This is a genomic window from uncultured Aureimonas sp., assembly GCF_913775355.1.
In the GTDB taxonomy this organism is placed as follows: Bacteria; Pseudomonadota; Alphaproteobacteria; order Rhizobiales; family Rhizobiaceae; genus Aureimonas.
Genome location: NZ_CAJYIU010000335.1, coordinates 1 through 23,525 on the forward strand (window position 1 = coordinate 1; position 23,525 = coordinate 23,525).

The 23,525-nt window shown below is 69.0% G+C and carries 22 protein-coding genes; 12 read left to right on the plus strand and 10 right to left on the minus strand.

Translation table 11 applies throughout. The annotated features are described in order from the left end of the window. On the plus strand, positions 1-522 hold a 522-nt coding region (locus tag QZ753_RS20740), incomplete at its 5' end, for an AarF/UbiB family protein (protein ID WP_294646524.1). 18 nt (positions 523-540) lie between these two features. Here the strand turns inward: QZ753_RS20740 and QZ753_RS20745 are convergent. After that, the gene (locus QZ753_RS20745) at positions 541-1,344 is read right to left on the minus strand and encodes a fatty acid desaturase (RefSeq protein WP_294646525.1); all 804 of its coding nucleotides are present in this window, start codon (positions 1,342-1,344) and stop codon (positions 541-543) included. A gap of 321 nt (positions 1,345-1,665) precedes the next feature. Between QZ753_RS20745 and QZ753_RS20750 the strand changes: the two genes are divergently transcribed. Next, positions 1,666-2,208, plus strand: coding sequence for a sterol desaturase family protein (locus tag QZ753_RS20750; RefSeq protein ID WP_294646527.1), 543 nt, complete (start codon positions 1,666-1,668; stop codon positions 2,206-2,208). Positions 2,209-2,265: 57 nt separating this feature from the next. On the opposite strand, the gene QZ753_RS20755 is transcribed toward QZ753_RS20750, so the two are convergent. From QZ753_RS20755 to QZ753_RS20780, 6 genes are all read right to left on the minus strand, one after another. Then, positions 2,266-3,786, minus strand: coding sequence for a carboxypeptidase M32 (locus QZ753_RS20755; protein ID WP_294646528.1), 1,521 nt, complete (start codon positions 3,784-3,786; stop codon positions 2,266-2,268). Next, a complete protein-coding gene (locus QZ753_RS20760) occupies positions 3,783-4,796 on the minus strand; it encodes an ABC transporter ATP-binding protein (RefSeq protein ID WP_294646529.1) in 1,014 nt (337 codons plus the stop codon). The genes QZ753_RS20755 and QZ753_RS20760 overlap by 4 nt, the downstream gene beginning before the upstream one ends. Next, positions 4,793-5,764, minus strand: a complete 972-nt coding sequence (locus QZ753_RS20765; RefSeq protein WP_294646531.1) for an ABC transporter ATP-binding protein — start codon at positions 5,762-5,764, stop codon at positions 4,793-4,795. Before QZ753_RS20765 ends, QZ753_RS20760 begins: the two co-directional genes overlap by 4 nt. After that, positions 5,761-6,666, minus strand: a complete 906-nt coding sequence (locus tag QZ753_RS20770; RefSeq protein WP_294646533.1) for an ABC transporter permease — start codon at positions 6,664-6,666, stop codon at positions 5,761-5,763. The genes QZ753_RS20765 and QZ753_RS20770 overlap by 4 nt, the downstream gene beginning before the upstream one ends. After that, complete coding sequence (locus QZ753_RS20775) at positions 6,663-7,640, minus strand: ABC transporter permease (protein WP_294646534.1); 978 nt, start codon at positions 7,638-7,640, stop codon at positions 6,663-6,665. Before QZ753_RS20775 ends, QZ753_RS20770 begins: the two co-directional genes overlap by 4 nt. Before the next feature lie 71 nt (positions 7,641-7,711). Then, a complete protein-coding gene (locus QZ753_RS20780) occupies positions 7,712-9,286 on the minus strand; it encodes an ABC transporter substrate-binding protein (RefSeq protein WP_294646535.1) in 1,575 nt (524 codons plus the stop codon). Positions 9,287-9,445: 159 nt separating this feature from the next. Between QZ753_RS20780 and QZ753_RS20785 the strand changes: the two genes are divergently transcribed. From QZ753_RS20785 to QZ753_RS20805, 5 genes are read left to right on the plus strand one after another with little or no spacing between them, the layout of a single operon-like run. After that, entirely contained in the window at positions 9,446-10,495 is a 1,050-nt protein-coding gene (locus QZ753_RS20785) for a GntR family transcriptional regulator (protein WP_294646537.1), read from the plus strand. Then, on the plus strand, positions 10,443-11,144 hold the full coding sequence (locus QZ753_RS20790; protein WP_294646539.1) for a creatininase family protein: 702 nt from the start codon (positions 10,443-10,445) through the stop codon (positions 11,142-11,144). Before QZ753_RS20785 ends, QZ753_RS20790 begins: the two co-directional genes overlap by 53 nt. Beyond that, positions 11,141-12,169: a ketopantoate reductase family protein gene (locus QZ753_RS20795; protein ID WP_294646540.1), complete on the plus strand. Its 1,029-nt coding sequence runs from the start codon at positions 11,141-11,143 to the stop codon at positions 12,167-12,169. The genes QZ753_RS20790 and QZ753_RS20795 overlap by 4 nt, the downstream gene beginning before the upstream one ends. After that, on the plus strand, positions 12,160-12,909 hold the full coding sequence (locus QZ753_RS20800; protein WP_294646541.1) for an SDR family NAD(P)-dependent oxidoreductase: 750 nt from the start codon (positions 12,160-12,162) through the stop codon (positions 12,907-12,909). The genes QZ753_RS20795 and QZ753_RS20800 overlap by 10 nt, the downstream gene beginning before the upstream one ends. Positions 12,910-12,931: 22 nt before the next feature. Then, positions 12,932-13,855 (plus strand): isoaspartyl peptidase/L-asparaginase family protein, encoded by a 924-nt coding sequence (locus tag QZ753_RS20805; protein WP_294646542.1) that lies wholly within the window; start codon positions 12,932-12,934, stop codon positions 13,853-13,855. Positions 13,856-13,927: 72 nt separating this feature from the next. On the opposite strand, the gene QZ753_RS20810 is transcribed toward QZ753_RS20805, so the two are convergent. Next, on the minus strand, positions 13,928-14,725 hold the full coding sequence (locus QZ753_RS20810; protein ID WP_294646544.1) for an outer membrane beta-barrel protein: 798 nt from the start codon (positions 14,723-14,725) through the stop codon (positions 13,928-13,930). A gap of 187 nt (positions 14,726-14,912) precedes the next feature. On the opposite strand from QZ753_RS20810, the gene QZ753_RS20815 reads away from it, so the two are divergent. From QZ753_RS20815 to QZ753_RS20835, 5 genes are all read left to right on the plus strand, one after another. Next, positions 14,913-16,340 (plus strand): HAMP domain-containing sensor histidine kinase, encoded by a 1,428-nt coding sequence (locus tag QZ753_RS20815; protein WP_294646545.1) that lies wholly within the window; start codon positions 14,913-14,915, stop codon positions 16,338-16,340. A gap of 145 nt (positions 16,341-16,485) precedes the next feature. Further along, a complete protein-coding gene (locus QZ753_RS20820) occupies positions 16,486-17,184 on the plus strand; it encodes an OmpW family outer membrane protein (protein ID WP_294646547.1) in 699 nt (232 codons plus the stop codon). A gap of 302 nt (positions 17,185-17,486) precedes the next feature. Continuing rightward, a complete protein-coding gene (locus QZ753_RS20825; RefSeq protein ID WP_294646549.1) occupies positions 17,487-18,800 on the plus strand; it encodes an aminotransferase class I/II-fold pyridoxal phosphate-dependent enzyme in 1,314 nt (437 codons plus the stop codon). A 54-nt stretch (positions 18,801-18,854) separates the two neighbouring features. Next, positions 18,855-20,285 carry a HAMP domain-containing sensor histidine kinase gene (locus QZ753_RS20830; protein WP_294646551.1) on the plus strand — a complete coding sequence of 477 codons (1,431 nt, stop codon included), beginning with the start codon at positions 18,855-18,857 and terminating at the stop codon, positions 20,283-20,285. 38 nt (positions 20,286-20,323) lie between these two features. Further along, positions 20,324-22,111 (plus strand): EAL domain-containing protein, encoded by a 1,788-nt coding sequence (locus QZ753_RS20835; protein ID WP_294646554.1) that lies wholly within the window; start codon positions 20,324-20,326, stop codon positions 22,109-22,111. A gap of 36 nt (positions 22,112-22,147) precedes the next feature. Here the strand turns inward: QZ753_RS20835 and QZ753_RS20840 are convergent, their stop codons facing one another. Further along, positions 22,148-23,395, minus strand: a complete 1,248-nt coding sequence (locus QZ753_RS20840; protein ID WP_294646556.1) for a Zn-dependent hydrolase — start codon at positions 23,393-23,395, stop codon at positions 22,148-22,150. Then, positions 23,392-23,525 (minus strand): BtpA/SgcQ family protein (locus QZ753_RS20845; protein WP_294646558.1); only part of this gene is annotated, 134 nt, incomplete at its 5' end. The genes QZ753_RS20845 and QZ753_RS20840, both read right to left, overlap by 4 nt.

Here is a 23,525-nt window from a genome sequence, read left to right on the forward strand (position 1 = left end):
ATCGCCGCCCGCCTCATCGTCCTGACGCTCGACGAACTCTTCCGCTTCGGGCGGATGCAGACCGATCCGAACTTCGCCAATTTCCGCTACCAGCCGGCGACCGGCCGCATCGTGCTACTCGATTTCGGTGCCGTGCGACCGGTCACGGCCGAGACGTCCGAGGCCTACCGCAGGCTGATGGCCGCCGGACTGTCGGGGGACCGCGCGGCGGTGAAGCACGCTGCGGTCGAGGCCGGCTTCCTCGGCGAGGTGGCGGTGCAGCGCCACGCGGATCTCGTCGACCGCATCATCGACCTCATCGTGACGGAAGCCTCGCGCGGGGGGCCGTTCGACTTCGCGGACCGCCGCCTCGTCCCGATCATCCGCGAGCATGCGACCGTGATGGCGAGCGACCTGGCGACCTGGCACATCCCGCCGACCGACACGCTCTTCGTCCAGCGCAAGGTCAGCGGCATGGCGCTGCTGGCGGCACGCCTCCAAGCCCGCGTCGACGTCCGCTCGATGGTGTCGGCCTATCTCTGACGGGCCGGCCGGCACGCTCTAGAGCGCGACCTCGTGCTTGCGCCGCCACTGCGACGGGAGAGCCCACCAGGGCACCCAGGGCTGGTCGTGGTGCTCGTGGTGATAGCCGAAGTGGAAGCAGGACAGGAGCGAGGCGAGAAAGCCGAATTCGTTGGAGCGCGCGTTGTGATCGTCCACGAAGCCGCTCTCCTCGTGCCGATGCGGGCGGAAGGTCCCGAAGTAGAAGAGCTGGATCGACGACAGCAGCGAGGGCATGCCGTAGAACAGGACGACGTTGGCGACCGACGCCCCGAAGACGACGATGTAGAGCGTCACGACGGTGCTGACGAAGAGGATCGACCGCCGGCCGAAGTAGCGCATGAAGAAGGTGCGGAACCACGGCCAGAAGCGGTCGGGCTCGTCGACGAAGAAGTCGGGGTCGTCGATCGTGCCGGGCGCGTCGTGATGGGCCATGTGGGCAGCGCGGATGCGCGCCCAGGCAAAGCCCGCATAGATCGTCAGGATGAACGTGCCGATCGCCGCGTTCAGCCGCGGCCATCCGGGCACGAGTGAGCCGTGCATGGCATCGTGCGCCACGATGAAGAGGCCGACGGTGAGCCAGCACTGAAGAGCGACGAGGACGGGAACAAGCGGAGCGGTCCGCCAGCCGAGTTCGAGGAAGAACACCGCCCCGAAATGGATCGTCAGCCAGGAAACGAGGATCGCGGCCGCTAGCGTCAGTCCGATCGCCGCCTGGAACGGTCGAAGCGTCGGGCGCGCGGACGCGGCCGGGGCGCGCCGGGCGATCGCGTTCATCTCGGTCAGGGCGGTGTCTTCATGCATCACGCTCAACCTACCTCGCTCGCCCCTCCCGGACAGCACCATGCGGCACTATGCCGGCCGAATGCGGCTGTTTGCCGATCCCATGGCATCGTCCCCCGCGTCCTGCCATCGGACGGTGCGCGAGGGAAGTCGGGTCTTCGCAGCCCGGGGCGCTGCGATCACGGAGCGGAGAGCCGAAGCCGCCGATCCGCGCCTTTGCCGCGCCGCCTCCTGTGGCGATAGGGCGCGATCGGGAAATGCTTGGCAGCGGCGTGGTCCCTTGCCATACCCTAGCCCCGTTCGGCATCGACACACGTGTGGAACCCCATCAGCGAAACGGCCATGACCCTCGACCTCCTCCTCTACGCCCTGATCGTTCTGGTGACCGTCGTCGCGATGGAGGGGTTCGCCTGGGGTGCCCACAAATACGTCATGCACGGCCGCAGCGGCTGGGGCTGGCACAAGTCGCACCACGAGGAGACCGAAGGGCTGTTCGAGAAGAACGACCTCTACGCCGTCGTCTTCAGCATCTTCGCGGTCGCCCTGTTCTTCGTCGGCCATTACCTGTCGCCGATCCTCCTCGCCATCGGCTGGGGGATCACGATCTACGGGCTTCTCTATTTCGTCGCCCACGACGGGCTGGTGCACCAGCGCTGGCCGTTCCATTACGTGCCGCATCGCGGCTACGCCAAGCGCCTCGTGCAGGCGCACCGCCTGCACCATGCCGTCGAGGGCCGTGACCACTGCGTCTCGTTCGGCTTCCTCTACGCGCCGCCGATCGACAAGCTGAAGGCGGAGCTTCGCCGCTCGGGCGTGCTCGACCGCGAGCGGATCGAGCGATCGGTTGTCGCGCAAGGGGCTGCGCACGCCCCCGTGCGCGACTGAGGCGCCGCGCACCGGTCGCAAGACGCGTCATCCCGCGAACAGCGACGAGGGGTCGTTTCAGACGGTCCCGCCCGAAAACTTGGCCTTGAGGTATCGCAGGTACGGCTCGGCCGACAGCGCCTCTCCCGTCGCATCGTTTAGGAGTTCGTCGCGCGTGCGCGAGCGTCCGTGGCGGCAGACGGCGTCCGTCAGATGCGCGCGCAGGCGACCGTAGTCGCCCTCGGCAAGGCTGGCGTCGAGACCCGCGTCGCGCGCCTTGAGCGTCTCCATCAGCTGGGCTGCCATCGCATTTCCGACCGTGTAGGTCGGGAACGAGCCGAAGTAGCCGGACGACCAGTGAACGTCCTGCAGGCAGCCCCGCCGATCGTCGGGCACCTCGAGGCCGAGGTCGCGGCGCACGGCCTCGTTCCAGGCGCCGGGAACGTCGCGCGGCGCGAGCGAGCCGTCGAGCAGCGCGGCCTCGATCTCCGTCCGCAGCATGATGTGGAGATCGTAGGTGAGCTCGTCCGCTTCGACGCGGATGAAGCCAGGCTCCACGTGGTTGACGGCGCGCGTGAACCGCTCCGGCGACACATCGTCGAGACCGCCGGGGAAATGCGCACGCAGCCGGTCCATGTTCCGTTGCCAGAACGCCAGCGAACGCCCGACGTGGTTCTCCCATAGGCGGGACTGCGATTCGTGCGCGCCGAAACTCGTGCCGCCGACCGCATAGAGAAGGATCAGGTCGGTCGCGAAGACCGTGCGGGTGAACGCGTCCGCGACGTTCTGCTCGTAGAGACCGTGCCCGGCCTCGTGCAGCGCCCCGAACAGGGCGCCGGGCAGGAACTTCTCGCGGTAGCGCGTCGTGATGCGCACGTCGTTGCGGGTGAAGGAGATCTCGAACGGATGCACCGCCGTGTCGAGGCGACCGCGCCCGAAGTCGTAGCCCGTCAGTTCGGCGAGGTCGCGGCAGAGCGCGCGCTGCGCCTCGACCGGAAAGCGCCGGTGGACGACGTCGTCGCGCTCACGCCCCCGCGCCTCGTCGAGAATGGGAAGGATGCCGGCGCGCAGCGTGGCGAAGAAGCGCCGGATGGAGCCGGCGGTCTCGCCCGGTTCGTAGAGCGCCACCATCGCGCTGTAGGGATGGCCGTCGTGGCCGATCGCCGCCGCGCTCTCGCGCGCCAGCGCGACGCTCTCGTCGAGGAAGGGCAGAAAGACGGAAAAGTCGCTGGTCTCGCGCGCCGTCGCCCAAGCCGCCCCCGCAACCGGGCCGAGTTCGGCCTGACGGCGCAGCAGCGCGGCGTCGAGCCGCCCGTGATGATCGATCGCAGCCTGCACCGTCAGGGCCGCGCGCCGGTCGAGGTCGGTGTCCGCCCTCCCCTCGGTCTCGGCGAGGAGATCGTCCGTCGCCCGCCGCGTGGCGTCCGACAGGATGCGCTCGCGCGCGATGCCCTTGAGGGTCGCGATCTGGTGGCCGCGCGTCTCAGCTCCGCCGGCCGGCATCATCGTGCGGTTGTCCCACTGGAGGAGCGCCACGGCACACAGGATGTCGTTGACGGCGCCGATCTCCTCGGCGAGGGCCTGCGATGCGCGGCTCATGCCGTTCCTCCCGTACCGCCGTCATGCAGGTGACAGGCCGCACGGTGGCCCGGCGCCGCCTCCTTCAGCCTCGGGATCTCGACGCGGCAGCGCGGTCCGGCATGGGGGCAGCGCGGATGGAAGGTGCAGCCCGGCGGCGGATCGATCGGCGACGGGATCTCGCCGCGGATCGGCCGGAACCGCGCGCGGCCGGTGCCGATGCGCGGCACGCTCTCGAAGAGCGCCTGCGTATAGGGGTGCAGCGGGGTTTCGTAGATCGCGCCGACCGAGGCGATCTCCACGACGCGCCCGAGATACATGATCGCCACTCGGTCGCTGACATGTCGCACGACGCCAAGGTCGTGGCTGACGAAGAGCGCGGTGAGCCCCAGCGACGTGCGCAGGTCCTGGAAGAGGTTCAGCACCTGCGCCTGGATCGACACGTCGAGCGAGGCGACCGGCTCGTCGAGGACGAGGAGATCGGGCCGCATGGCGAGCGCGCGGGCGATCGCGACGCGCTGGCGCTGCCCGCCCGAGAACTGGTGCGGCAGCCGGTCCGCGTAGTCTGCGTCGAGGCCCACCTGCGAGAGGAGCCCGCGCACGTAGGTCGCGGTGTCCCGCCCCGTCACGAGCCCATGCACCGCAGGGCCCTCGCCGATCGTCTGGCCTACCGTGAGACGCGGGTTGAGCGAGGCGAAGGGGTCCTGATGGATCATCTGGACCCGCGTCGTCAGCTTCGACACGTGGCCGCGCCGCTCGGCGGCCACCGGGCCGCCGTCGAAGACGAGGCGCCCGTCGCTCGGCACGGTGATGCCGGAGATCATGCGCCCGAGCGTCGACTTCCCGCAGCCGGACTCGCCGACGATCCCGATCACCTCGCCCCGGCGCACGGACAGGTCGACCTCGCTGACCGCCCGGACGACGACCGGCCTGGCGCCGCCCCGGAAGGCGCCGGCAAGACGCTCGCCGAGGCCCGGACGGCGGGCGAAGCGCTTGGAGACACCCTCCAGCGACAGAAGGACTTCGCTCATGCGGCAGCTTCCAGCGGGTGATAGCAGAGGACGGCCTGCACACCGAGCGTGACCAGCGGCGGCTCCGCGCTGCAGCGCTCGGTGCGACGCGCGCAGCGGGGCTGGAACGGGCAGCCGGCGGGAAGATGGGCGAGCGAGGGCGTCGAGCCCGGGATCTGGGGGAGCCGGCTGCCGGGTTCGTGCTGGCCGGGTACGGAATCGAGAAGCCCGCGCGTGTAGGGATGGCGCGGCCGGGCGATCACGGCGTCGGCCGGGCCCCGCTCCACGATCCGCCCCGCATACATCACGCACAGGTCGTCGGCGAGGCTGGAGACGACGGCGAGGTCGTGGGTGATCCAGACCACCGCCGTCCCCGTGTCGTCGGCGAGGCGCCGGATCTCGGCGAGGATCTGCCCCTGGATCGAGACGTCGAGCGCGGTAGTCGGCTCGTCTGCGATGATCACGGCCGGCTGGTGCAGGAGCGCGATGGCGATCGCCACGCGCTGGCGCATGCCGCCCGAAAGCTGGTGCGGATAGGCGCGCAGGCGCTCCGCCGGCGACGGGATGCCGACCGCCTCCAGCGCCCGGCGCGCGCGCTCGCTCGCCTCCGCCTTCGAGACCTTCGCATGCGCACGCACGGCCATTCGCATCTGGTCGCCCACCGTCAGGACGGGGTTCAGCGTCATCATCGGGTCCTGGAAGACCATCGCCACACGATGGCCGCGCATCCGGCGCTGCTCGGCCGGCGAGAGCGCGCGCATGTCGACGCCCTCCACCCGCACCTCGCCGGCCGCGACCTCGCCCGGCTCGTCGATCAGGCCGAGGATCGAGAAGCCGGTGACGCTCTTGCCGGAACCGGATTCGCCGACGAGCCCGAGGATGCGGCCGCGCTCGACGCTGAAGCTGACGCCGTTGACCGCGGTCAATGGACCGGCGCGCGTGTCGAAGCGGGTGACGAGGCCGCGCACGTCGAGGGCGGGCGCGCTCATCGGCGGCCCCTCGGATCGAGGAGGTGCCGCACGCGGTCGCCCACGAGGTTGATCGCGACGACGGCGATCATCAGCGCGACGCCCGGATAGATCGACAGCCAAGGGCGGTCGGAATGAATGTACTTGAAGCCATTGGAGATCAGCGAGCCGAGCGAGGGTTCGGTGAGCGGCAGGCCGACGCCGAGAAAGGACAGGGTCGCCTCCAGCGCGATCGCACCGGCGACCTGCACGCTTGCCACGACGATCAGCGGCGGCAGGACGTTGGGAAGGAGGTGGCGGAAGAGGACGCGCGAGGCCGGCAGCGGTGTCGCGCGGGCGGCCTCGATATAGTCCTTGCGCCGCTCGGCGACCGCGGCGCCATGAGTGGTGCGCGCGAAATAGGCGTATTGCGCGACCACCAGCGCCGCGACGATCTGGGCAAGGCCCTGCCCGAGCACGGCGACCAGCACCAGCGCCAGGAGGATCGCGGGCATCGAGAGCTGCAGGTCGACGATGCGCATCAGGAGCGCTTCCCACCGGCCGCCGAAATAGGCCGCCGACAGCCCGACGAGGACGCCGAACGCGAGCGCCAGGAGATTGGCGGTCAGGCCGATCACGAAGCTGGTGCGCAGGCCGAAGAGGATCGCCGACAGCATGTCGCGCCCGACATTGTCGGTGCCGAGCCAGTGGACATAGCCGCCCGATCCCGTCTCGCCGGGCATCAGGAAGGCGTCGGCCCAGTCGAGCGAGGCCATGTCGTAGGGGTCCTGCGGCGTCAGCCAGGGCGCGCCGAAGGAGGCGACTAGGAGCACCGCGATGACGACGAGCGCGAGGACGGCCAGCGGCGAGCGGCGGTAGTCGCTCCAGACCTGCCGCAGCCGGACGCCGCGGGTCTCGGTCGGCGGGGCGATGGCAAGGCTCATTCGGCGCTTCCTCCGAGCCGGACGCGCGGGTCGAGGCGCGCATAGACGAGATCCACGGTGAAGTTGATGAGCACGAAGAGGATCACGACGAGCACGAGGTAGGCGACCATGACGGGCCGATCGAGCTGGAGGATGGAATCGATGATCAGCTTGCCGACGCCCGGCCAGTTGAAGACGCTCTCGGTGACCACTGCGAAGGCGAGCGTCGATCCGAGTTCGAGGCCGAAGACGGTGACGAGCGGGATCGAGATGTTCTTGAGGACGTGCGAGCCGACGATGCGGCCCTCCGACAAGCCTTGCGCGCGGGCGAAGCGGACATAGTCGGCGCGCATCGCCTCCACCATGCCCGCCCGCGTCAGGCGGATCATCAGGCCCATGTTGAAGAGCGACAGGTTGATCGCGGGCAGGATGACATGGCTCCAGCCGTCTTGCGTGACGAGCGAGGTGGACAGGCCGAGGAACGAGCCGACCTCGCCGCGCCCGCCGGACGGCAGGACGCCGAGTTCCACCGCGAAGGTCATGATCAGGAGCATGCCGATCCAGAAGGTCGGGACCGAGAAGCCGAGCACCGAGAAGGCCATGATCGCCTTGGCGCCGGCCGACTGCGGCCGGTAGCCGGCATAGATGCCCGCCGGCACGCCAATGAGCGTCGCGAGCGCGACGGAGACGAGGACGAGTTCGAGCGTCGCCGGCAGGCGCGAGAAGATGAGATCGACGACGGGAACGTTGTAGATCAGGCTCCGCCCTAGATCGCCCGTCGCCACGCCGGCGAGGAAGTTCAGGTACTGCCGCCACAGGGGCAGGTCGAGCCCGTACTGGGCGATCAGGGCGGCGCGCGTCGCCTGGTCGGCGCCCGGATCGATCAGGACGTCGATCGGGTTGCCGATGGCGTAGACGCCGAGGAACACGATGATCGACATCGCGAAGATGACGATCACGGCCTGCGCCAGACGCTGGAGGACGAAGCCGGCCATCGCGGTCCTTCAAGGCATGGGATTCCGGGGCCCGCGCACGCCGTCGGCGGCGGCGCGGGCGGCGGGGCGCGTCAGGACGCGGGCTTGATGAGGTAGGCGAGCGTTTCCTGGTCGACGCGCGGCTGGAAGCTGACGGTTCCGGCCTTCGCCGCCCAGACGGTCTGCAGGATCACGGTCGGGATGATCGCCCGGTCCTCCATCGACATCTTCGAAGTCTCCTCGAAGATCGCGCGGCGCTTGTCGTCGTCGAGCGTCCGCTGGCCCTCCTCGAACCGCGCGTCGAAGGCCTTGTTCGAATAGCCCGTGCGGTTGAAGGCGCCGAGGCCGATGTTCGGGTCCGCCGTGTGGATCAGCGAGCCGTAGGTGTAGGACGCCTCGCCGGTGATCGTGCCCCAGGCCGACATCTGGACCGAATAGTCGCCGCGCTGCGAGGCTGGGAAGAAGACGGTGCCGTTCAGCGCGTTGGCGTTGACCTTCAGCCCGGCGCGCGACCACATCTGCGCCAGTGCCTCGCAGACCACGGAATCGCCCGGCACGCGGTTGTTGGTGCAGGTGAAGTCGAACTCGAAGCCGTTGGGGTATCCGGCCTCGGCCAGAAGCGCCTTGGCGCCCTTCAGATCGTACTGCGGCTCGGGCAGTTCGGCGGAATAGCCGAAGAAGCCTTCAGGCATCAGCTGGTTGGCCGGCTTGCCGAGACCTTCGAGGACGACGCGCACGAGCGTCTTGCGGTCGATCGCCTTGTCGAGCGCCGTGCGCACCTTGAGGTCGGCGAAGGGATTGGCGTCGATTTCCTTGCCGTCGACCTTCACCTTCTGGGGCAGCGTCTCCTTCTGCACGGGCTGGACGTTCAGGATGTAGAGCGAGTCGGAGATGAAGGTCTCCATGCTCCCGTCGCCCTTCAGCGCCGGGTAGTCGCTCGCCGGCACGTAGTTGATGAGGTCGACGCCGCCCGAGCGCAGCGCCGCCACGCGAGCCGCGTCGTCCGGGATCTCGCGGCGCACGACGCGCTGCCAGTGGGGCTTCTCGCCCCAGTAGTCCTCGTTGCGCTCGGCCACGAAGTCGCCCTTCGGGGTCCAGGACACGAACTTGTAGGGTCCCGATCCGATGGCCTTGGCGCCCGAGTTGAAATCCTCGTTGCGCGCCTCGGCGCCGGTCGACTTCGGCACGATGAAGAGGCGGATGAAATCGTTGGGCAGCGAGGGGGCGGTGCCGTTGGTGGTGACCTTCAAGGTGGTGGGATCGACAACCTCGACCGACTTCACGCGCTTCGTGTAGATCGTCATCGACATCGGGCCGGTGACCTGCGGAATGCGCTCGATCGAGAACTTGACGTCCTCGGCGGTCAGCGGCTCGCCGTTGTGAAACTTGACGCCCTCGCGGATCTTGAACTCCCAGGTGTCCTCGCCGGTCGGCGTCCAGGACGTGGCGATCGCGGGCTGGAGCTGGAGGTTGTTGTCGACGCCCACCAGCGTGTCGAAGACGTGGCGCAGGGTTTCGGCCTGGCTGCCGAGCGTCGACCAGTGCGGGTCGATCGAATCGGGGCCGGCGCGCACGCCGATCGTCAGCGTCTGGGCCTCGGCCGCCAGAGGCGCCGCCATCATCAGTGCCAGCGTGGCGATCGAAGCGTGCAGGAACTTGCGTGACATGCCGGCGAACCCCTCAAGTGTTACGGTCTGCTGTAACACTAGGAAGCGTTATCGACTGCGGTCAAGTCCAAATTCGCGCCAAAATTATGCTGCAACTGCACAATATCCGACCAATCAACCGGCTTGATGCTGCCGATGTAATGGTGCACTGATACATCCATGAGCAGTCTCGAGACCCAGCTGGAACAGGCGGCGAACCGCATCGCGGCGGCGATCGACCGCGGCCTATCGGTGCCGGTCAGCGTCCAGCTCCGCGGCGCGCTCGAATACGGCATCGCCTCGGGCGACCTGCCGGCCGGCTCCCAGCTGCCCTCGGTGCGCGCGCTCGCGGCCCGCCTCAGCGTGTCGCCGGTCACCGTCTCGGGCGCTTATGCCGCGCTTCGCTCGTCGGGACTGATGGAAGGGCGCGTCGGCGCCGGCAGCTTCGTCACGCGGGGCGTCAGCGCCCTCAGTGAGGCCGGCGACGGACACCGCCTCCTCCAGTCGCGGATCGAGGATCTCGTCGAACTCGCGGAAGGCCTCGGCCTCGATCGCCAGGAGCTCGTGCTGCGCGTCGCCAACGCGCGGGCGCGACCGCGGGCCCTGCGCATCCTGATGCTCGGCATCTTTGCGGAAGCGACGGAGAGCTACGCCGCCGTCCTGCGCACGCATCTGCCGGAGCGCGACGAGGTGCTGGCTGCGACGCTTCGGGACGCCGAGGATGAGCGGCCCGCCGGCATCGATCTCGTGGTGACCCCGCTCAACGTGCGCGCCGAGGCGCAGCGCCTGTTTCCGGACGTGCCGGTGGTCGGCATGACCTTCATCCCGACCGAAACGACGCGGATCGAGCTCGCGCGGATCGCGCCCGAGGCGCGCGTCGCGGTGGTCTCCTACTTCGCCGAATTCCTGGCGCTCATGCGCGCCGGCATCCTGCGTTTCGCCCCGCATGTCTCGGCGACCGACGCGTGCCTGTGGGACGCGCCTGAAATCGACGAGGTGCTCGACCGCTGCGAGGTGCTGATCTTCGCGACGGGCGCGGAAAGCCTGCGCGAGCGCCTGCGCCCCGGCCAGAGGGCCATCGAATACCGCCACACCCCCGATCCCCACGCGATCCGAACCGAACTCCTGCCGGCCATCCAGGCACGGCGCGAGACGCCCAGCATCGAGGAAGCCTCCGTTGAAGATAGACGACAGCAACTGGTTCGAGATCGAAGCCTATCTGAAGCATGACGACCGCTGCGTGCTGCCGCTCGGCTCGACCGAGCAGCACGCCTATCTCAGCCTGTCGGTCGATTCGATCCTCGCCGGGCGCATGGCAGCCGAGGCGGCGGAACCGCTCGGCGTGCCGGTCTTCCCGGTGCTCGCCTATGGCCTGACGCCCTATTTCAACGCCTATCCCGGCACGGTCTCCTTGCGCACGGTCACCTACATGGCCGTGGTGCGCGACATTCTCGACAGCCTCTACCGCAGCGGCTTCCGGCGCGTCCTCATCGTCAACGGCCATGGCGGCAACTCGCCCGTGCAGCCGGTGACGATGGAATGGATGGACGAGCGGCCGGGCGCCCGCGCGCGCTTCCACAACTGGTGGAACGCCCCACGCGCCTGGACCAAGGTGCAGGAGATCGACCCGAAGGCGAGCCACGCCTCCTGGATGGAGAACTTCCCCTGGACGCGCCTGCCCGGACGCCCCGTTCCCGGCGAGCAGAAGCCGATGGCCGACTTCGACCGCCTGAAGGACCGGTCCGCCGACGGCGTTCGCGAGCTGGTCGGCGACGGCAACTACGGCGGCTACTACCAGCGCGACGACGCCGAGATGGAGGCGCTTTGGCGCGTCGGCGTCGAGGAGACCCGTTCGCTTCTGGACGGAGACTGGCGTTGAACCCGCGGGGCGAGCCGATCCTGATCTGGGGTGCCGGCGCGATCGGCGGTGTGCTCGGCGCCTATCTCCAGCGTGCCGGACAGGACGTCCTCCTCGTCGATGTCGCCGGCGACCATGTCGAGGCGATGAACCGCGAGGGCCTCGCGATCGAAGGGCCGGTGGAAGCCTTCCGGCAAAGCGTGCGCGCCTGCCGCCCGGAGGCAGTGGAAGGGCGGTTCCGGCGCACGGTCCTGGCGGTCAAGGCACACCACACGGAAGGCGCGCTCGACCAGCTCGCGCCGCACGTCGCCGACGACGGCTTCGTCGTGTCCGCCCAGAACGGGCTGAACGAGAGCGTCATCGCCGAACGCCTCGGCGCGGCGCGCACGATGGGCTGCTTCGTCAATTTCGGCGCGGACTGGCAGGCGCCGGGGCGCATCCTCTACGGCAACCGCGCCGCCATGGCGCTCGGCGAGCTCGACGGCACGATGACGCCGCGGCTCGCCGAGATGCACGCGCTGTTCCGGCTGGTCGAGCCGCAGGCGGTGACGACCGACAACATCTGGGGCTATCTCTGGGGCAAGCTCGCCTATGGCGCGCTGCTCTTCGCCACGGCGCTCACGAACGATTCCATGGCCGACGCACTGGCGCGGGAAGCGCATTTTCCGGTCTACGACGCGCTCGGCCGCGAGGTCATGCAGCTTGCGCGGGCGGAGGGCGTCGAGCCGCTCGGCTTCAACGGCTTCGACCCGGATGCCTTTTTCGGCCCGCCCGGCTCGGCCGCCGCGCACCGTTCGGTCGCCGCCATGGCCGAACACAACCGCCATACGGCCAAGACCCATTCCGGCATCTGGCGGGATCTGGCCGTGCGCCGGCGCCAGACCGAGGTCGACGCGCAGGTCCTGCCTCTCACCGTGATCGGCGCGCGGCACAAGATCGCGACGCCTGCCCTGTCGCGCCTCGTCGAGCTCGTGCACGACCTCGAGGCCGGCCGACGCGAGCAGTCGCTCGCAACGCTCGACGCGATGCTGCCCGCATGCGCCTGAGTCTCGCCGACCGACGTTTCGTCGTCACCGGCGCCTCGCAGGGCATCGGTCGCGCGATCGCGAGCCAGCTCGTCGCCAGCGGTGCGAAGGTGGCCGTGCTCGACATCGACGCATCCGGGCTCGACGCCGTCGAGAACGCGGCCGCGCGCCTCTCGGTCGATCTCGGCCGGCGGGACGATGCGCACCGCGCGATCCGCGAGGCGGCCGATGCGCTCGGCGGCCTCGACGGCCTCGTCACGTCGGCCGGCGGCGTCTGCGGGCAGGTCGGCCGCCCCCTCGATGAGATCGGCGAGGCGGACTTCACGGCGATCCTCGACGCCAACCTGATGAGCGCCCTGTGGTGCGCGCAGGCGGCGGTGCCGTTTCTGAAGGGCTCCGATGCCGGCCGCATCGTCACCATTTCCTCGGGCGCCGGCCTGCGGCCGAGCCTTACCGGTATCCAGGCCTACGCCTCCGCCAAGCACGCGCTGGTCGGACTGACGCGTCAGCTCGCCCTCGAACTCGGGCCCGCCGGCGTCACCGTCAATTCGGTGGCCCCCGGCTTCGTCCTCTCCAACCCTTCGACGGAGAGGCAGTGGGAAGCCTTCGGGCCGGACCGGCAGGCAGGCGTGATCGAGGGTACCCACCTGCGACGCCTCGGGCGCCCGGCCGACATCGCCAACGCCGTCCTCTTCCTTCTCAGCCTCGAAGCCTCCTGGATCACCGGGCAGATCCTGTCGGTCGACGGCGGGCGGGCCTGAAACCTTCATCGGGAATCACAGCATGTCTCAGACCTTCGCCCTCGCCATCCACGGCGGCGCCGGCACGATCCGGCGCTCGGACCTGACGCCGGAGATCGAGCAGGCGACGCATGCAGGGCTCCTGCGCGCGCTGGAGGCCGGGTCCGCGATCCTGCGCGACGGCGGTTCGGCGCTCGACGCGGTGACCGCCGCGGTCTGCGCGCTGGAGGACGAGCCCCTCTTCAATGCCGGGCGCGGCGCGGTCTTCACCAGCGCGGGACGCCAGGAGATGGATGCGGCCGTGATGAACGGCGCCGATCGGCGGGCGGGCGCGGTGGCGGGTCTCTTCGGTCCGCGCAACCCGATCCGCGCTGCGCGCGCCGTCATGGAAGGGAGCCCGCATGTGATGATGATCGGCGAGGCGGCGGCGCGGATCGCGCAGGAGGCGGGGCTCCCCTTCGAGGAGGCCAGCTATTTCTTCACCCAGAAACGTTGGGACGCGCTCCAGGAGACGCTGGCGCTGCGGGCGCGCGGCGAGACGTCGTCCGACGCGGCCGTGCGGCACGGCACCGTGGGCGCCGTCGCCTGCGACCTGAACGGGAACCTTGCGGCCGCGACCTCGACGGGCGGCATGACCGGAAAGGCGCCGGGACGCGTCGGCGACACGCCGGTGATCGGGGCGGGAACGCTGGCGGACGACATCTGCGCGGTGTCCGGCACCGGCCACGGCGAGGTCTTCATCCGCTATGGCGCGGCGGCCGAGATCGCGGCGCGCATGCGCCACCTCGGCGAGAGCCTCGATGCGGCGGCCGACCATGTCGTGCATCGCGTCTTGGCGCCCAACGACGGCTCGGGCGGCCTCGTCGCGGTCGATCGCCACGGCAACGTCGCGCTGCCGTTCAACTCGGAGGGCATGTATCGCGGCTACGTGCGGTCCGGCAAGGCGCCGGTCACCGCGATCTACTGACCGCACGGCAAAGGGCGCCCTTCCCGATGGGGCGCCCGCGGGCGGCGATCGCTCGCCGCCGGGATCGTCGGCTCAGAACGTGTAGGCGAGGCCGACGCGGCCGATGAAGCCGTCGTTGTCGAAGCCGTAGGAGATCCGCTGGCCGGGGAAGGCGACCGGGTCGGCCGCGTTCACGGTCGTGTTCTCGAGATCGTAGTACAGGCCCTCGGCGCGCAGGCTGATCGACTGCGTCAGCTTGTGCTCGATGCCGCCGCCGACGACGTAGCCGTAGAGCGTGTCGCTCGTGCTCCAGTCCGGCGAATTGTAGCCGAATTCCGGGATCGAAAGCGCGAAGCGGTTCTTCACGTCGCCGATCGCAAGGCCGCCCGTCGCGTAGACGAGGGTGCGATCGAAGGCCATGCCGAGGCGGGCGCGCACGGTGCCGAGCGCTTCCACCTCGGTCTCGTAGGACGTGATCGTCTGGACGTTGTTGAACTGCGGATCGGGGTTGGGATCGCGCAGGTTCAGCCCGGCGCGCGGGTTGAGGTCGAGCCAGGAGACGTCCGCCTCGACGCCGGCGACGAACTGGCCGAACTGGTGGTTGTAGCCGACGCTGACGCCGCCGAGAAATCCGGTGTCGCTGTCGTCGATCGACTGGGGGAACAGGCCGTTGCTGACGTCGAGCCGGATCAGCGATCCGTCATAGGCGCCGAGATTCGCCTGGCCGTCGGAATAGGCCGCGCCGATGAACCCGCCGACGGTGAAGCCGGTGAAGTCGATCGGGGCCTCCATCGGAACGACGGCCACGGGCTCGGGCATCGTCAGGTCCGCGGCGGCTGCCGGCGCCGCCATCAGAAGCGATGCGAGCGCGAGTTTCGTCGTCAGGGTCATGGCCGGTCCCACCGCGTGGATACGTCTCTCTGGCTTCAGGTTTATCGGCCGGATTTGAAGGAATGGTTAATACTGCTGCGAGATGGCCTCTGCCTTATTAACGCGCAGGCAAGCGCTCGGCAGGGATGGTGGCGCGATCCAGGGGTGCTGCGGTTCGCGGGCGCCCTCCCCGTCCAGCGGATGCGCCATGTCCAGCCGAGCGTTCTCAGACGCCTACTTCCGCCTGCTCCAGCGCTTCATCCCGCCCGAGATCGCGCAGCACCGCGAGGCGGCCAACTGCGCCCGCATGTTCCTGATCAGCCACACGTTCGGCCCGATCCTCGGCAACTCCGTGCCGCTGGCGCTCTATCTCCTCGATCCGACGCCGGGCTGGGACCTTCTCGCCCTCGGCGTCTCGATCAACGCGTTCTGGCTTTTCCCCTTCCTTCTGAAGGCCGGGATTTCCTACACGCGCCTCGTGTCGGCCTCGGTGCTGAACCTCAACTTCTGCATTCTTCTCAGCCTCTATCACAACGGCGGCGTGACCTCGCCGACGACGCCCTGGATCCTGATCATCCCGATCCTCTCGCTCTTCTACATCGGCGGCGATCCGAAGGTGCGGGTGCGCCTGCTCCTGATCTCGGCAGGCTGCTTCTCGGTCTTCTTCGCGCTCTACCTCTGGCTCCAGCCCGATCGCAACGATCTGCCGGAATACGCCCAGCATGGTCTGGGCATCGTCTCGACGCTCGCCGCTCTCTGCTACGTCGCGACGATGGCGATCTATTACGGGCGCATCTTCGACGCGAGCCGCGAGCTCGAAGCCGAGGTGCGCCGCCGCCGGGGCGTGTCCGAGGAACTGCGCGGGGCCGTGATCGCGATCGAGGCGGCGACCGCGGCCCGTTCCGAGTTCCTCGCCCGCATGAGCCACGAGCTGCGCACCCCGCTCAACGCGGTGATCGGCTACGGCCAGATCCTGAAGGAGGACGCGGTCGACGAACGCGACGCGATGATGGAGAAGGACGTCGACAAGATCCTCGACGCCGGCCAGTATCTCCTGCGTCTCATCAACATGATCCTCGACCTGTCCAAGATCGAGGCGGGCCGCATGACCTTCGACTGCCGCCCGCTCGCGATCGACGCCGTGCTGGTGGGGGTGACCGATCGCCATCGCGAGCGGGCGAGCGCTGCGGGCACCCTCATCGCGCTGTCGTGCGCGCCGGACATCGGCCCCTTGAGCGGCGACGAGCAGCGCCTGATCCAGATCCTCGATGCGGTGGTCGAGAACGCCGTGACCCACACGCCGGGCGGTCTCGTCAGCGTCAGCGTCGAACCCTGCACCGACGCCGGCCTGTTCCGCATCCGCGTCAGCGACACGGGCGCGGGCATACCGCCGGCGGTTCTGGCGACGCTGTTCGAGACATTCAGCGTCGACCGCGACGCAGCGGACGGCCGCTACGGCGGCACCGGCCTCAACCTCACGCTGGTCCACCGTCTCGCCAAGGCGATGGGCGGGACCATCGAAGCCGAGAGCGTCGCCGGATCGGGCAGCACCTTCACGATCATGCTGCCGCGCGGCGCGGTCGTCGAGCCACGGGCCGCGTCCCGCACCGTTCGCGAGCTGGCCTACGCGGCTTGATAACCTCCGCGCCCGGTCCACGGGCGCGTTAACCATTCTTCATCCTCTGATGGATAGAGAATACGTGAATCGACCGGGTGATGGCGACGCGCCGGGTCGGACCATGGGTTCCCACCCTCTCGCAGGATCGCGCCAAGGCTCCGCCATGACGAGGCATCTCCTCTCCCTTCTCCTTCTCTCGCTCTGCCTCTCGGCGACCGGCGCGAGGGCGGCCGACGTCGTGGACGCATCCGTCGGCGAACCGGTCGCGGCGACGCCGGCAGGCTCCGACCCGTCCCGCTTCTTCGTCCGCACGGGTGTCGCGAGCATCATGCCGAGCGAAGGCGCGGTGATGAAGGTCGGCGGCGCCGTCGTGCCGGGTGCGACGATCTCGATCGACGACCACCTGACGGGCCTCGTGGAGGTCGGCTACCGGCTGAACCCCAACATGTCGCTCGCCTTCACCGGCGGCTTCCCGCCCGATATCGACATCAACGGTGCGGGCACGGCCGCCCCGTTCGGGCGCGTCGGCGGCATTCTCTACGGACCCACCGCCCTCACGCTGCAATATCAGGTGCGCGAATGGGGCTGGTTCCAGCCCTATGTCGGCCTCGGCCCGATGTTCATGTTCGTCTTCGACAACAAGGACGGGGCGATGAGTGGCCTCGACGTCGATCCGGCCGTCGGCATCGCCGCGCAGGTCGGCGTCGACATGATGGTCAACGACCGGTTCGGTGTCTTCCTCGACGTCAAGAAGGCGCGGCTGCGCACCTCGGCCAAGGGTTCGCTCGGCGGCGCGCCGGTGGAAGCGGACGTCAAGCTCGACCCGCTTGTCCTCTCGGGCGGCATCACCTTCCGCTTCTGAGCCCGACGCACCCGACAGGCTTTCGGCATCCCTCCAGGGCCGCCCGTCTCGAAAGAGCCGGGCGGCCCTTTCGTTTGGCGCGCCCCGCTCGGGAGTTCGGGAGTATACACGCCTCCGTTGCAAGCGTATCGATATTATTTACTATGGTTGTCTTTGCAATATAGCATACTCGACTTGCGCTTTTCGTTAGCGATTCAGTATCCAATCTTTCAACGACTTTCTTCGTTCATCGAACATTATATCCCGCGCGATAGGGTCACGGCCAAACAACAAGACAAGACCATCCAACAGGAGTACCGACGATGACGAGCGAAAAGGCGCTGACGGGCAGCATGCGGGACTTCCGCGTGATGGAGGACACCAACCTTCTCGACCGCTGCGAACGCTTCTTCGACTGGCAGGACGAGCGCCGCCGGCATGGCGTCTGGCCGTTCTCGCGCGCCACCGAGACCGGCCCCGCCTCGACCTGCGGCGTGCGCGACGACAGCGGCGTCCTGATGGAGGGCGTCAACTTCGCCTCGCAGGACTATCTCGGCCTCTGCGCCCATCCGGCGGTGCGTGCGAGCGCCCATGCCGCGATCGACGAGATCGGCGTCCACTCCGCGGGCTCGCCCGCCCTCGTCGGCAACACAGCGAGTTCCCTCGTGCTCGAGCGTTCGCTGGCCGACTTCCTGCAGATGGACGAGGTGGTGCTCTACCCAACCGGCTGGGCGGCCGGCTTCGGTGTGATCAAGGGCCTCGTGCGCTCGCACGACTACATCGTCATGGACGCGCTCGCCCACGCGTGCCTCCAGACGGGCGCGCAGGCTGCGACGCGCAACGTCGTCCTCTTCCGCCATCTCGACAACGAGCACTGCCGCGAACGGCTGCGCACGATCCGCGCCCGCGATCCCAAGGCCGGGATCATGATCGTGACCGAGAGCCTGTTCTCGATGGACAGCGACACGCCCGACATCGCGGGCCTTCAGGCCCTCGCGAACGAGTTCGGCGCGACGCTGATGGTCGACGTCGCCCACGACCTCGGATGCCTCGGCGCCGACGGCACCGGTCACATCGGCATGCAGGGCATGCTCGGGAAGGTCGATCTCGTGATGGGATCCTTCTCCAAGACCTTCGCCTCGAACGGCGGCTTCGTCGCCTCGCGAAAGCGCGCGGTGAAGGAGTACCTGCGCTTCTACAGCCCGTCCTGCACCTTCTCAAACGCGCTCTCGCCCGTCCAGGTCGCCATCATCGGACAGGCTCTATCGATCGTGCGCTCGGCCGAAGGTGCCGCCCTGCGCGGGCGCCTGATGGACAACGTCCTGTCGCTGCGACGGCAGATCGAGGAGCGCGGCATGGGCGTCTACGGCGATCCGTCCGCGATCGTCTCGGTGAAGACCGGCGACGAGAAGCTGGCGCGCCTGACCGCCAAGATCCTGCCGACGCTCGGCCTCGTGTCGAACCTCGTCGAGTTCCCGGCCGTCGGCAAGGGTCTCGCCCGCTTCCGCCTGCAGGTCATGGCGACGCATTCGGCGGCCGAGGTGGCTCTCGCCGCCCAGCACATGGAGACCGGCATGCAGGCGGCGCGCGCCACGCTCGCCCGCGGCGAAGGGCAGCGCTTCGCGATCGCCTCCTGACCGGAGCGGACGCAGCAGCCTAAACGACGCGAAGAAGCGAAGGGGGGAGACATCTTGAACGCCTGGATCGACGGAGTTTTGGCCTGGTTCGCACCGGGTTCGGCCGGCCGCAGCCGGTCCGAGAACGAGATGATCCGGGTGTTCGTCTTCACGCACCTGTTCGGCCCCATCATCGCGCAGCCGATGGGGCTGTTCCTGATCTTCACCTCGCCGAGCGTCGACGCGCCGCTCGTCATCATGATCGCGGCGATCTGCTCGTTCTGGACGCTGCCGTTCCTCCTGCGCGCGACCGGCGACATCAAGCTCGCCTCGTTCCTGTCGTTCGAGCTCCTTACCGCGACGGCGCTCTTCGGCACCTTCTTCTACGGCGGCTTCAGCTCGCCCTTCCTGCCCTGGCTGATCGTCGCCCTTCTGCTCGGCCTATTCTATCACGGCGAGCGCCAGCGCCTGATCCTGATGGTGTTCGCGCTCGACATCATGATCTTTCTGATGGCGGCCGAATACTGGGGCCTCGCCCCCATCGTGCCGACCGCGGCGCTGCGCATCCTCGGCTGGCTGTCGATCGCCGCGGCGACCGTCTACATGAGCTGGATGGCGATCTACTACGCCAGCGTCACGGCGCTGCGCGACGAGATGGAGACCGAGGCCGAGCGCTACCGCCTGACCGTCGTCGAGCTCGAGAAGGCGCGCAGCGCCGCCGAGCGCAGCAGCCAGGCCCGCCGCCGGTTCTTCTCCAAAATGAGCCACGAGCTGCGCACGCCGCTGAACGCCATCATCGGCTTCTCCGAGATCCTTCTCGAGGAATGCGACATGAACGCCCCGTCCGCCGACACGAAGGCCTCCGACATCCGCAAGATCAACATGGCCGGCCGCCATCTCCTGTCGCTGGTGTCGGACGTCCTCAATCTCGACGGCGAGGGCGCCAGCCAGCAGCCGGTGAAGCCCTCGCGCTTCACGCTGCGCGAGCTGTGCGACGACGTCGTCGCCAACACCCAGCCGCTGGTCGAGAAGAACGGCAACCGCCTCGTCCTGATCTGCCCCAACGCCTCGGCTAGCGTCACGACGGACCGCACGGTGGTCCGGCAGATGCTGCTCAATCTTCTCAGCAACGCCGCCAAGTTCACCGCCAACGGCACCATCCAGCTTTCGGTGACGCTGAACGGGGGCGCCGAGAACACGCTGACGCTCGCCGTCACCGACAGCGGCATCGGCATGCGCAAGGAAGCGCTGTCGCGCATCTTCGCCGACTACGAGCAGGCCGAGCTGTCGACCAGCAGCCGATACGGCGGCACGGGCCTCGGCCTGTCGCTGACCAAGCGGCAGGCGATCCTCCTCGGCGGCGAGATCTCGGTCGCCAGCAAGCACGGCGAAGGATCCTGCTTCACCATCCGCCTGCCCGCCCATCTCGACGCCGAGCCGCGGTGCCCCGAGCCGGACACGCCGTCGCCGCTCACGCGACCCGGCGCCGTCGAGTGTGCCGCATGACCAGTCCCTCCCCTTCGACCAGCCTTCGAGATCCGATCATGTCCTCGCAGATGATCCCCCTCCCGCGCGACACCTCCGCCGCGGCGGCCTCGGCAGCGCCCCGCGTCCTCGTGGTCGACGACGTTCAGGACAACCGCGAGATCCTCACGCGCCGGCTCGTCCGGCGCGGCTTCGAGGTGGTGGAGGCGAACGGCGGCCTGCCCGCGCTCGAAGCCGTGGAGACGCAGCGGTTCGATCTCGTGCTCCTCGACATCATGATGCCGGACATGTCGGGCCACGAGGTGCTGCGCCGGATCCGGCAGACCCGCTCGCAGGCCGAGCTGCCGATCGTCATGGTGAGCGCCAAGTCCGAGAGCGCCGACGTCGTGGCGTGCCTAGAGGACGGGGCCAACGACTACGTGACGAAGCCGGTCGACTTCGCGATCGCGTTCGCCCGCATCCAGACGCAGATCTCCCGCAAGCAGGCGTTCGACGCCGCCCGCGCCGAGCAGGCGGTGCTGGAGACCCGCGTCGAGGAGCAGCGCGACAGTCTCAACGTCTCGCAGGATCGGCTGCGCTTCCTCGCCTATCACGACGCGCTGACACAGCTTCCCAACCGTTCCGCCCTTCGTGAGCGCCTCGGCGCCGCGCTCGCGCGCAGTGCCGAGGAGGCGGCCGTCCTCCTCTTCCTCGACCTCGACAACTTCAAGGCGATCAACGACGAGCGCGGCCACGAGATAGGCGACGTCGTTCTGGCTGGCGTCGCGGAGCGCCTCGCCGCGTCGATCCGCGCGCCCTCCTTCGCCGCGCGTCTCGGCGGCGACGAGTTCGCCATCGTCCTCGAGGGCGCGGACGCGCCGGACGCCGAGCGTGTCGCCAAGACTCTCGTCGAAGGCCTGTGCCAGCCTTTCGAACTCGACGGCTTCGCTTGCGAGATCGGTGCCTCCTGCGGCCTCGCCCTCCTCTCGCCGGCCTTCGGCGACATCGACGAGGCGCTGAACGCCGCCGACACCGCGATGTATGCGGCCAAGGCCGACGGCAAGCGGGGCGTGAAGGTGTTTCATCCCGCGATGCTGGAGGAACGGCGGACCCGGCGCATCCTGGAGATGGACCTGCGTCACGCGGTGCAGGACGGATGCCTGGAGCTGAACTTCCAGCCGCTCTTCGACGCCCAGACTGCCAAGCTGAAGTCCTTCGAGGCGCTGGTGCGCTGGCACCATCCGACGCAGGGAACGATCGCGCCGGACCAGTTCATCCCGCTCGCCGAGGAGACCGGGCTGATCGTGGCGCTGGGCGACTGGGTGCTGCGCGAGGCCTGCACCGAGGCGGCGGAGTGGCCGGAGGACATCGGCATCGCCGTCAACGTTTCGGCGCTCCAGGTCGGGCACGGCGAGATGCTGCCGGTCCTCATCAATACGCTGGCCGCGACGGGTCTCAGCCCGAGCCGCCTCGAACTCGAGATCACGGAAAGCTCGCTGCTCGCCCTCAAGCCCGAAACCGTCGGCTTCCTGCGCTCGGTCCAGGAACTGGGCGTGCGCGTGTCGATCGACGACTTCGGCACGGGCTACTCCTCGATGAGCTCGCTCCAGAACTTTCGCTTCGACAAGATCAAGATCGACCGCAGCTTCGTGCAGGCGATCAACGGCGACGCCAAGAGCGTGGCGATCATCAAGTCGATCCTCGAACTCTCGTCGAAGATCGGCGTGACGACCACGGCCGAGGGCGTCGAGACCTCTGCCCAGCTCGACTACATCACCGCCAACGGCTGCACGGAGGCGCAGGGGTTCCTGTTCGCCAAGCCGATGACCAAGGCGGCCGCGCGCGAGTTCATCCGGCAGAACGTCTGACGGCAGGTCGCGGGAGCCGCCCGGCGGCCGCGCCCGCTACCCCGCCTCGTCGAGGAACGAGAGGGTCGCCTCGAGAAGGACGCTCGCGCCGGCCGACACGAAGCGCTCCTCGACATGCTCCGCCTCGTTGTGGCTGATGCCGTCGCGGCAGGGGCAGAAGATCATCGCCGTCTGGGCGCAGCGCGCGAGATAGAGCGCGTCATGGAAGGCGCCCGACACGATGCGGCGCGAAGCGAGCCCGACGCGCTGGGCACTCGCCTCGATCCGCTCCACCATCTCGGCCGGAAAGGCGATCGGCGGCATGTCGACCAGACGGCGGATCCGGAGGCCGCATCCGGCCGCCGCGCACGCCGCTTCGCAGACACCGGCGATGCGATCGGCGAGATCGCGAAGCACCCCGGCGTCGGGGTGGCGGAGGTCGATCGTGAAGCGGACGCGCTCGGGGATCGCGTTGACCGAGCCCGGCCGCGCGTCGATCCGCCCGACCGTGAAGCGCGCGTCCTCGTCGCCCGGCATGATCGAGCCGTAGAACTCGGCGAGGGCGGCGGCTGCGGCCCGCATCGGGTCGCGCCGGAACGCGAGCGGCGTCGTGCCGGCATGGGCCGCCTGCCCCTCGATCTCGATCTCCAGCCAGAGCGTGCCTTGGATGCCGGTAACGACGCCGACCGGAATGTCCTCACGCTCCAGAACCGGCCCCTGCTCGATATGGAGTTCGAGATAGGCGGCGACGGGGAAGCCGAGCGGCGCGGCGGGGACCGCGAGCGAGGCGAGCGTCCGGTCGAGTTCCTCGCCGAGAACCGCCCCGTCCGCACCGCGCGCCGCCAGCCAGTCGGGCCGGATCGCGCGGGCGGCGAAGGCCTGCGAGCCCATGGCGCCGGGCGCGAACCGGCTGCCCTCCTCGTTGGTCCAGACCGCGATCTCGACGGCACGCCCGCTCGAATGGCGCGCATCCTCCAGCGCCTCCAGCACCTCGAAGGCGGCGAGAACGCCGAGTGCCCCGTCGAAACGGCCGCCCGTCGGCTGCGTGTCGAGGTGGCTGCCGAGAAGAAGCGGCGGCAGGTCCGGGCGCGAGCCCTCCCGACGCAGGAAGAGATTGGCGGCCGCGTCCTGGCGCACGGCAAAGCCCCGGTCGCGCGCCAGACCGGCCAGAAGCGCGCGCGCCTCGCGATCGCCCGCGGTGAGCGCCTGCCGGTCGACGCCGCCCTTCGGCGTCGCGCCGATCCCGGCGAAGCGATCGAGGCGCGCCTTGAGGCGGTCCAGCCGGATCGCCGGGCGCACGGTCATCGACCGAGCCTGGCCGTGAACGCCTTCACCCGGTCCGGATCGACCTGGTTCCACCAGACGCCGTCGTATTTCAGCGAGCTCGCGACGATCACGCCGTCGGCGACCGAAAGGATGTCGCCGACGTTCTCGG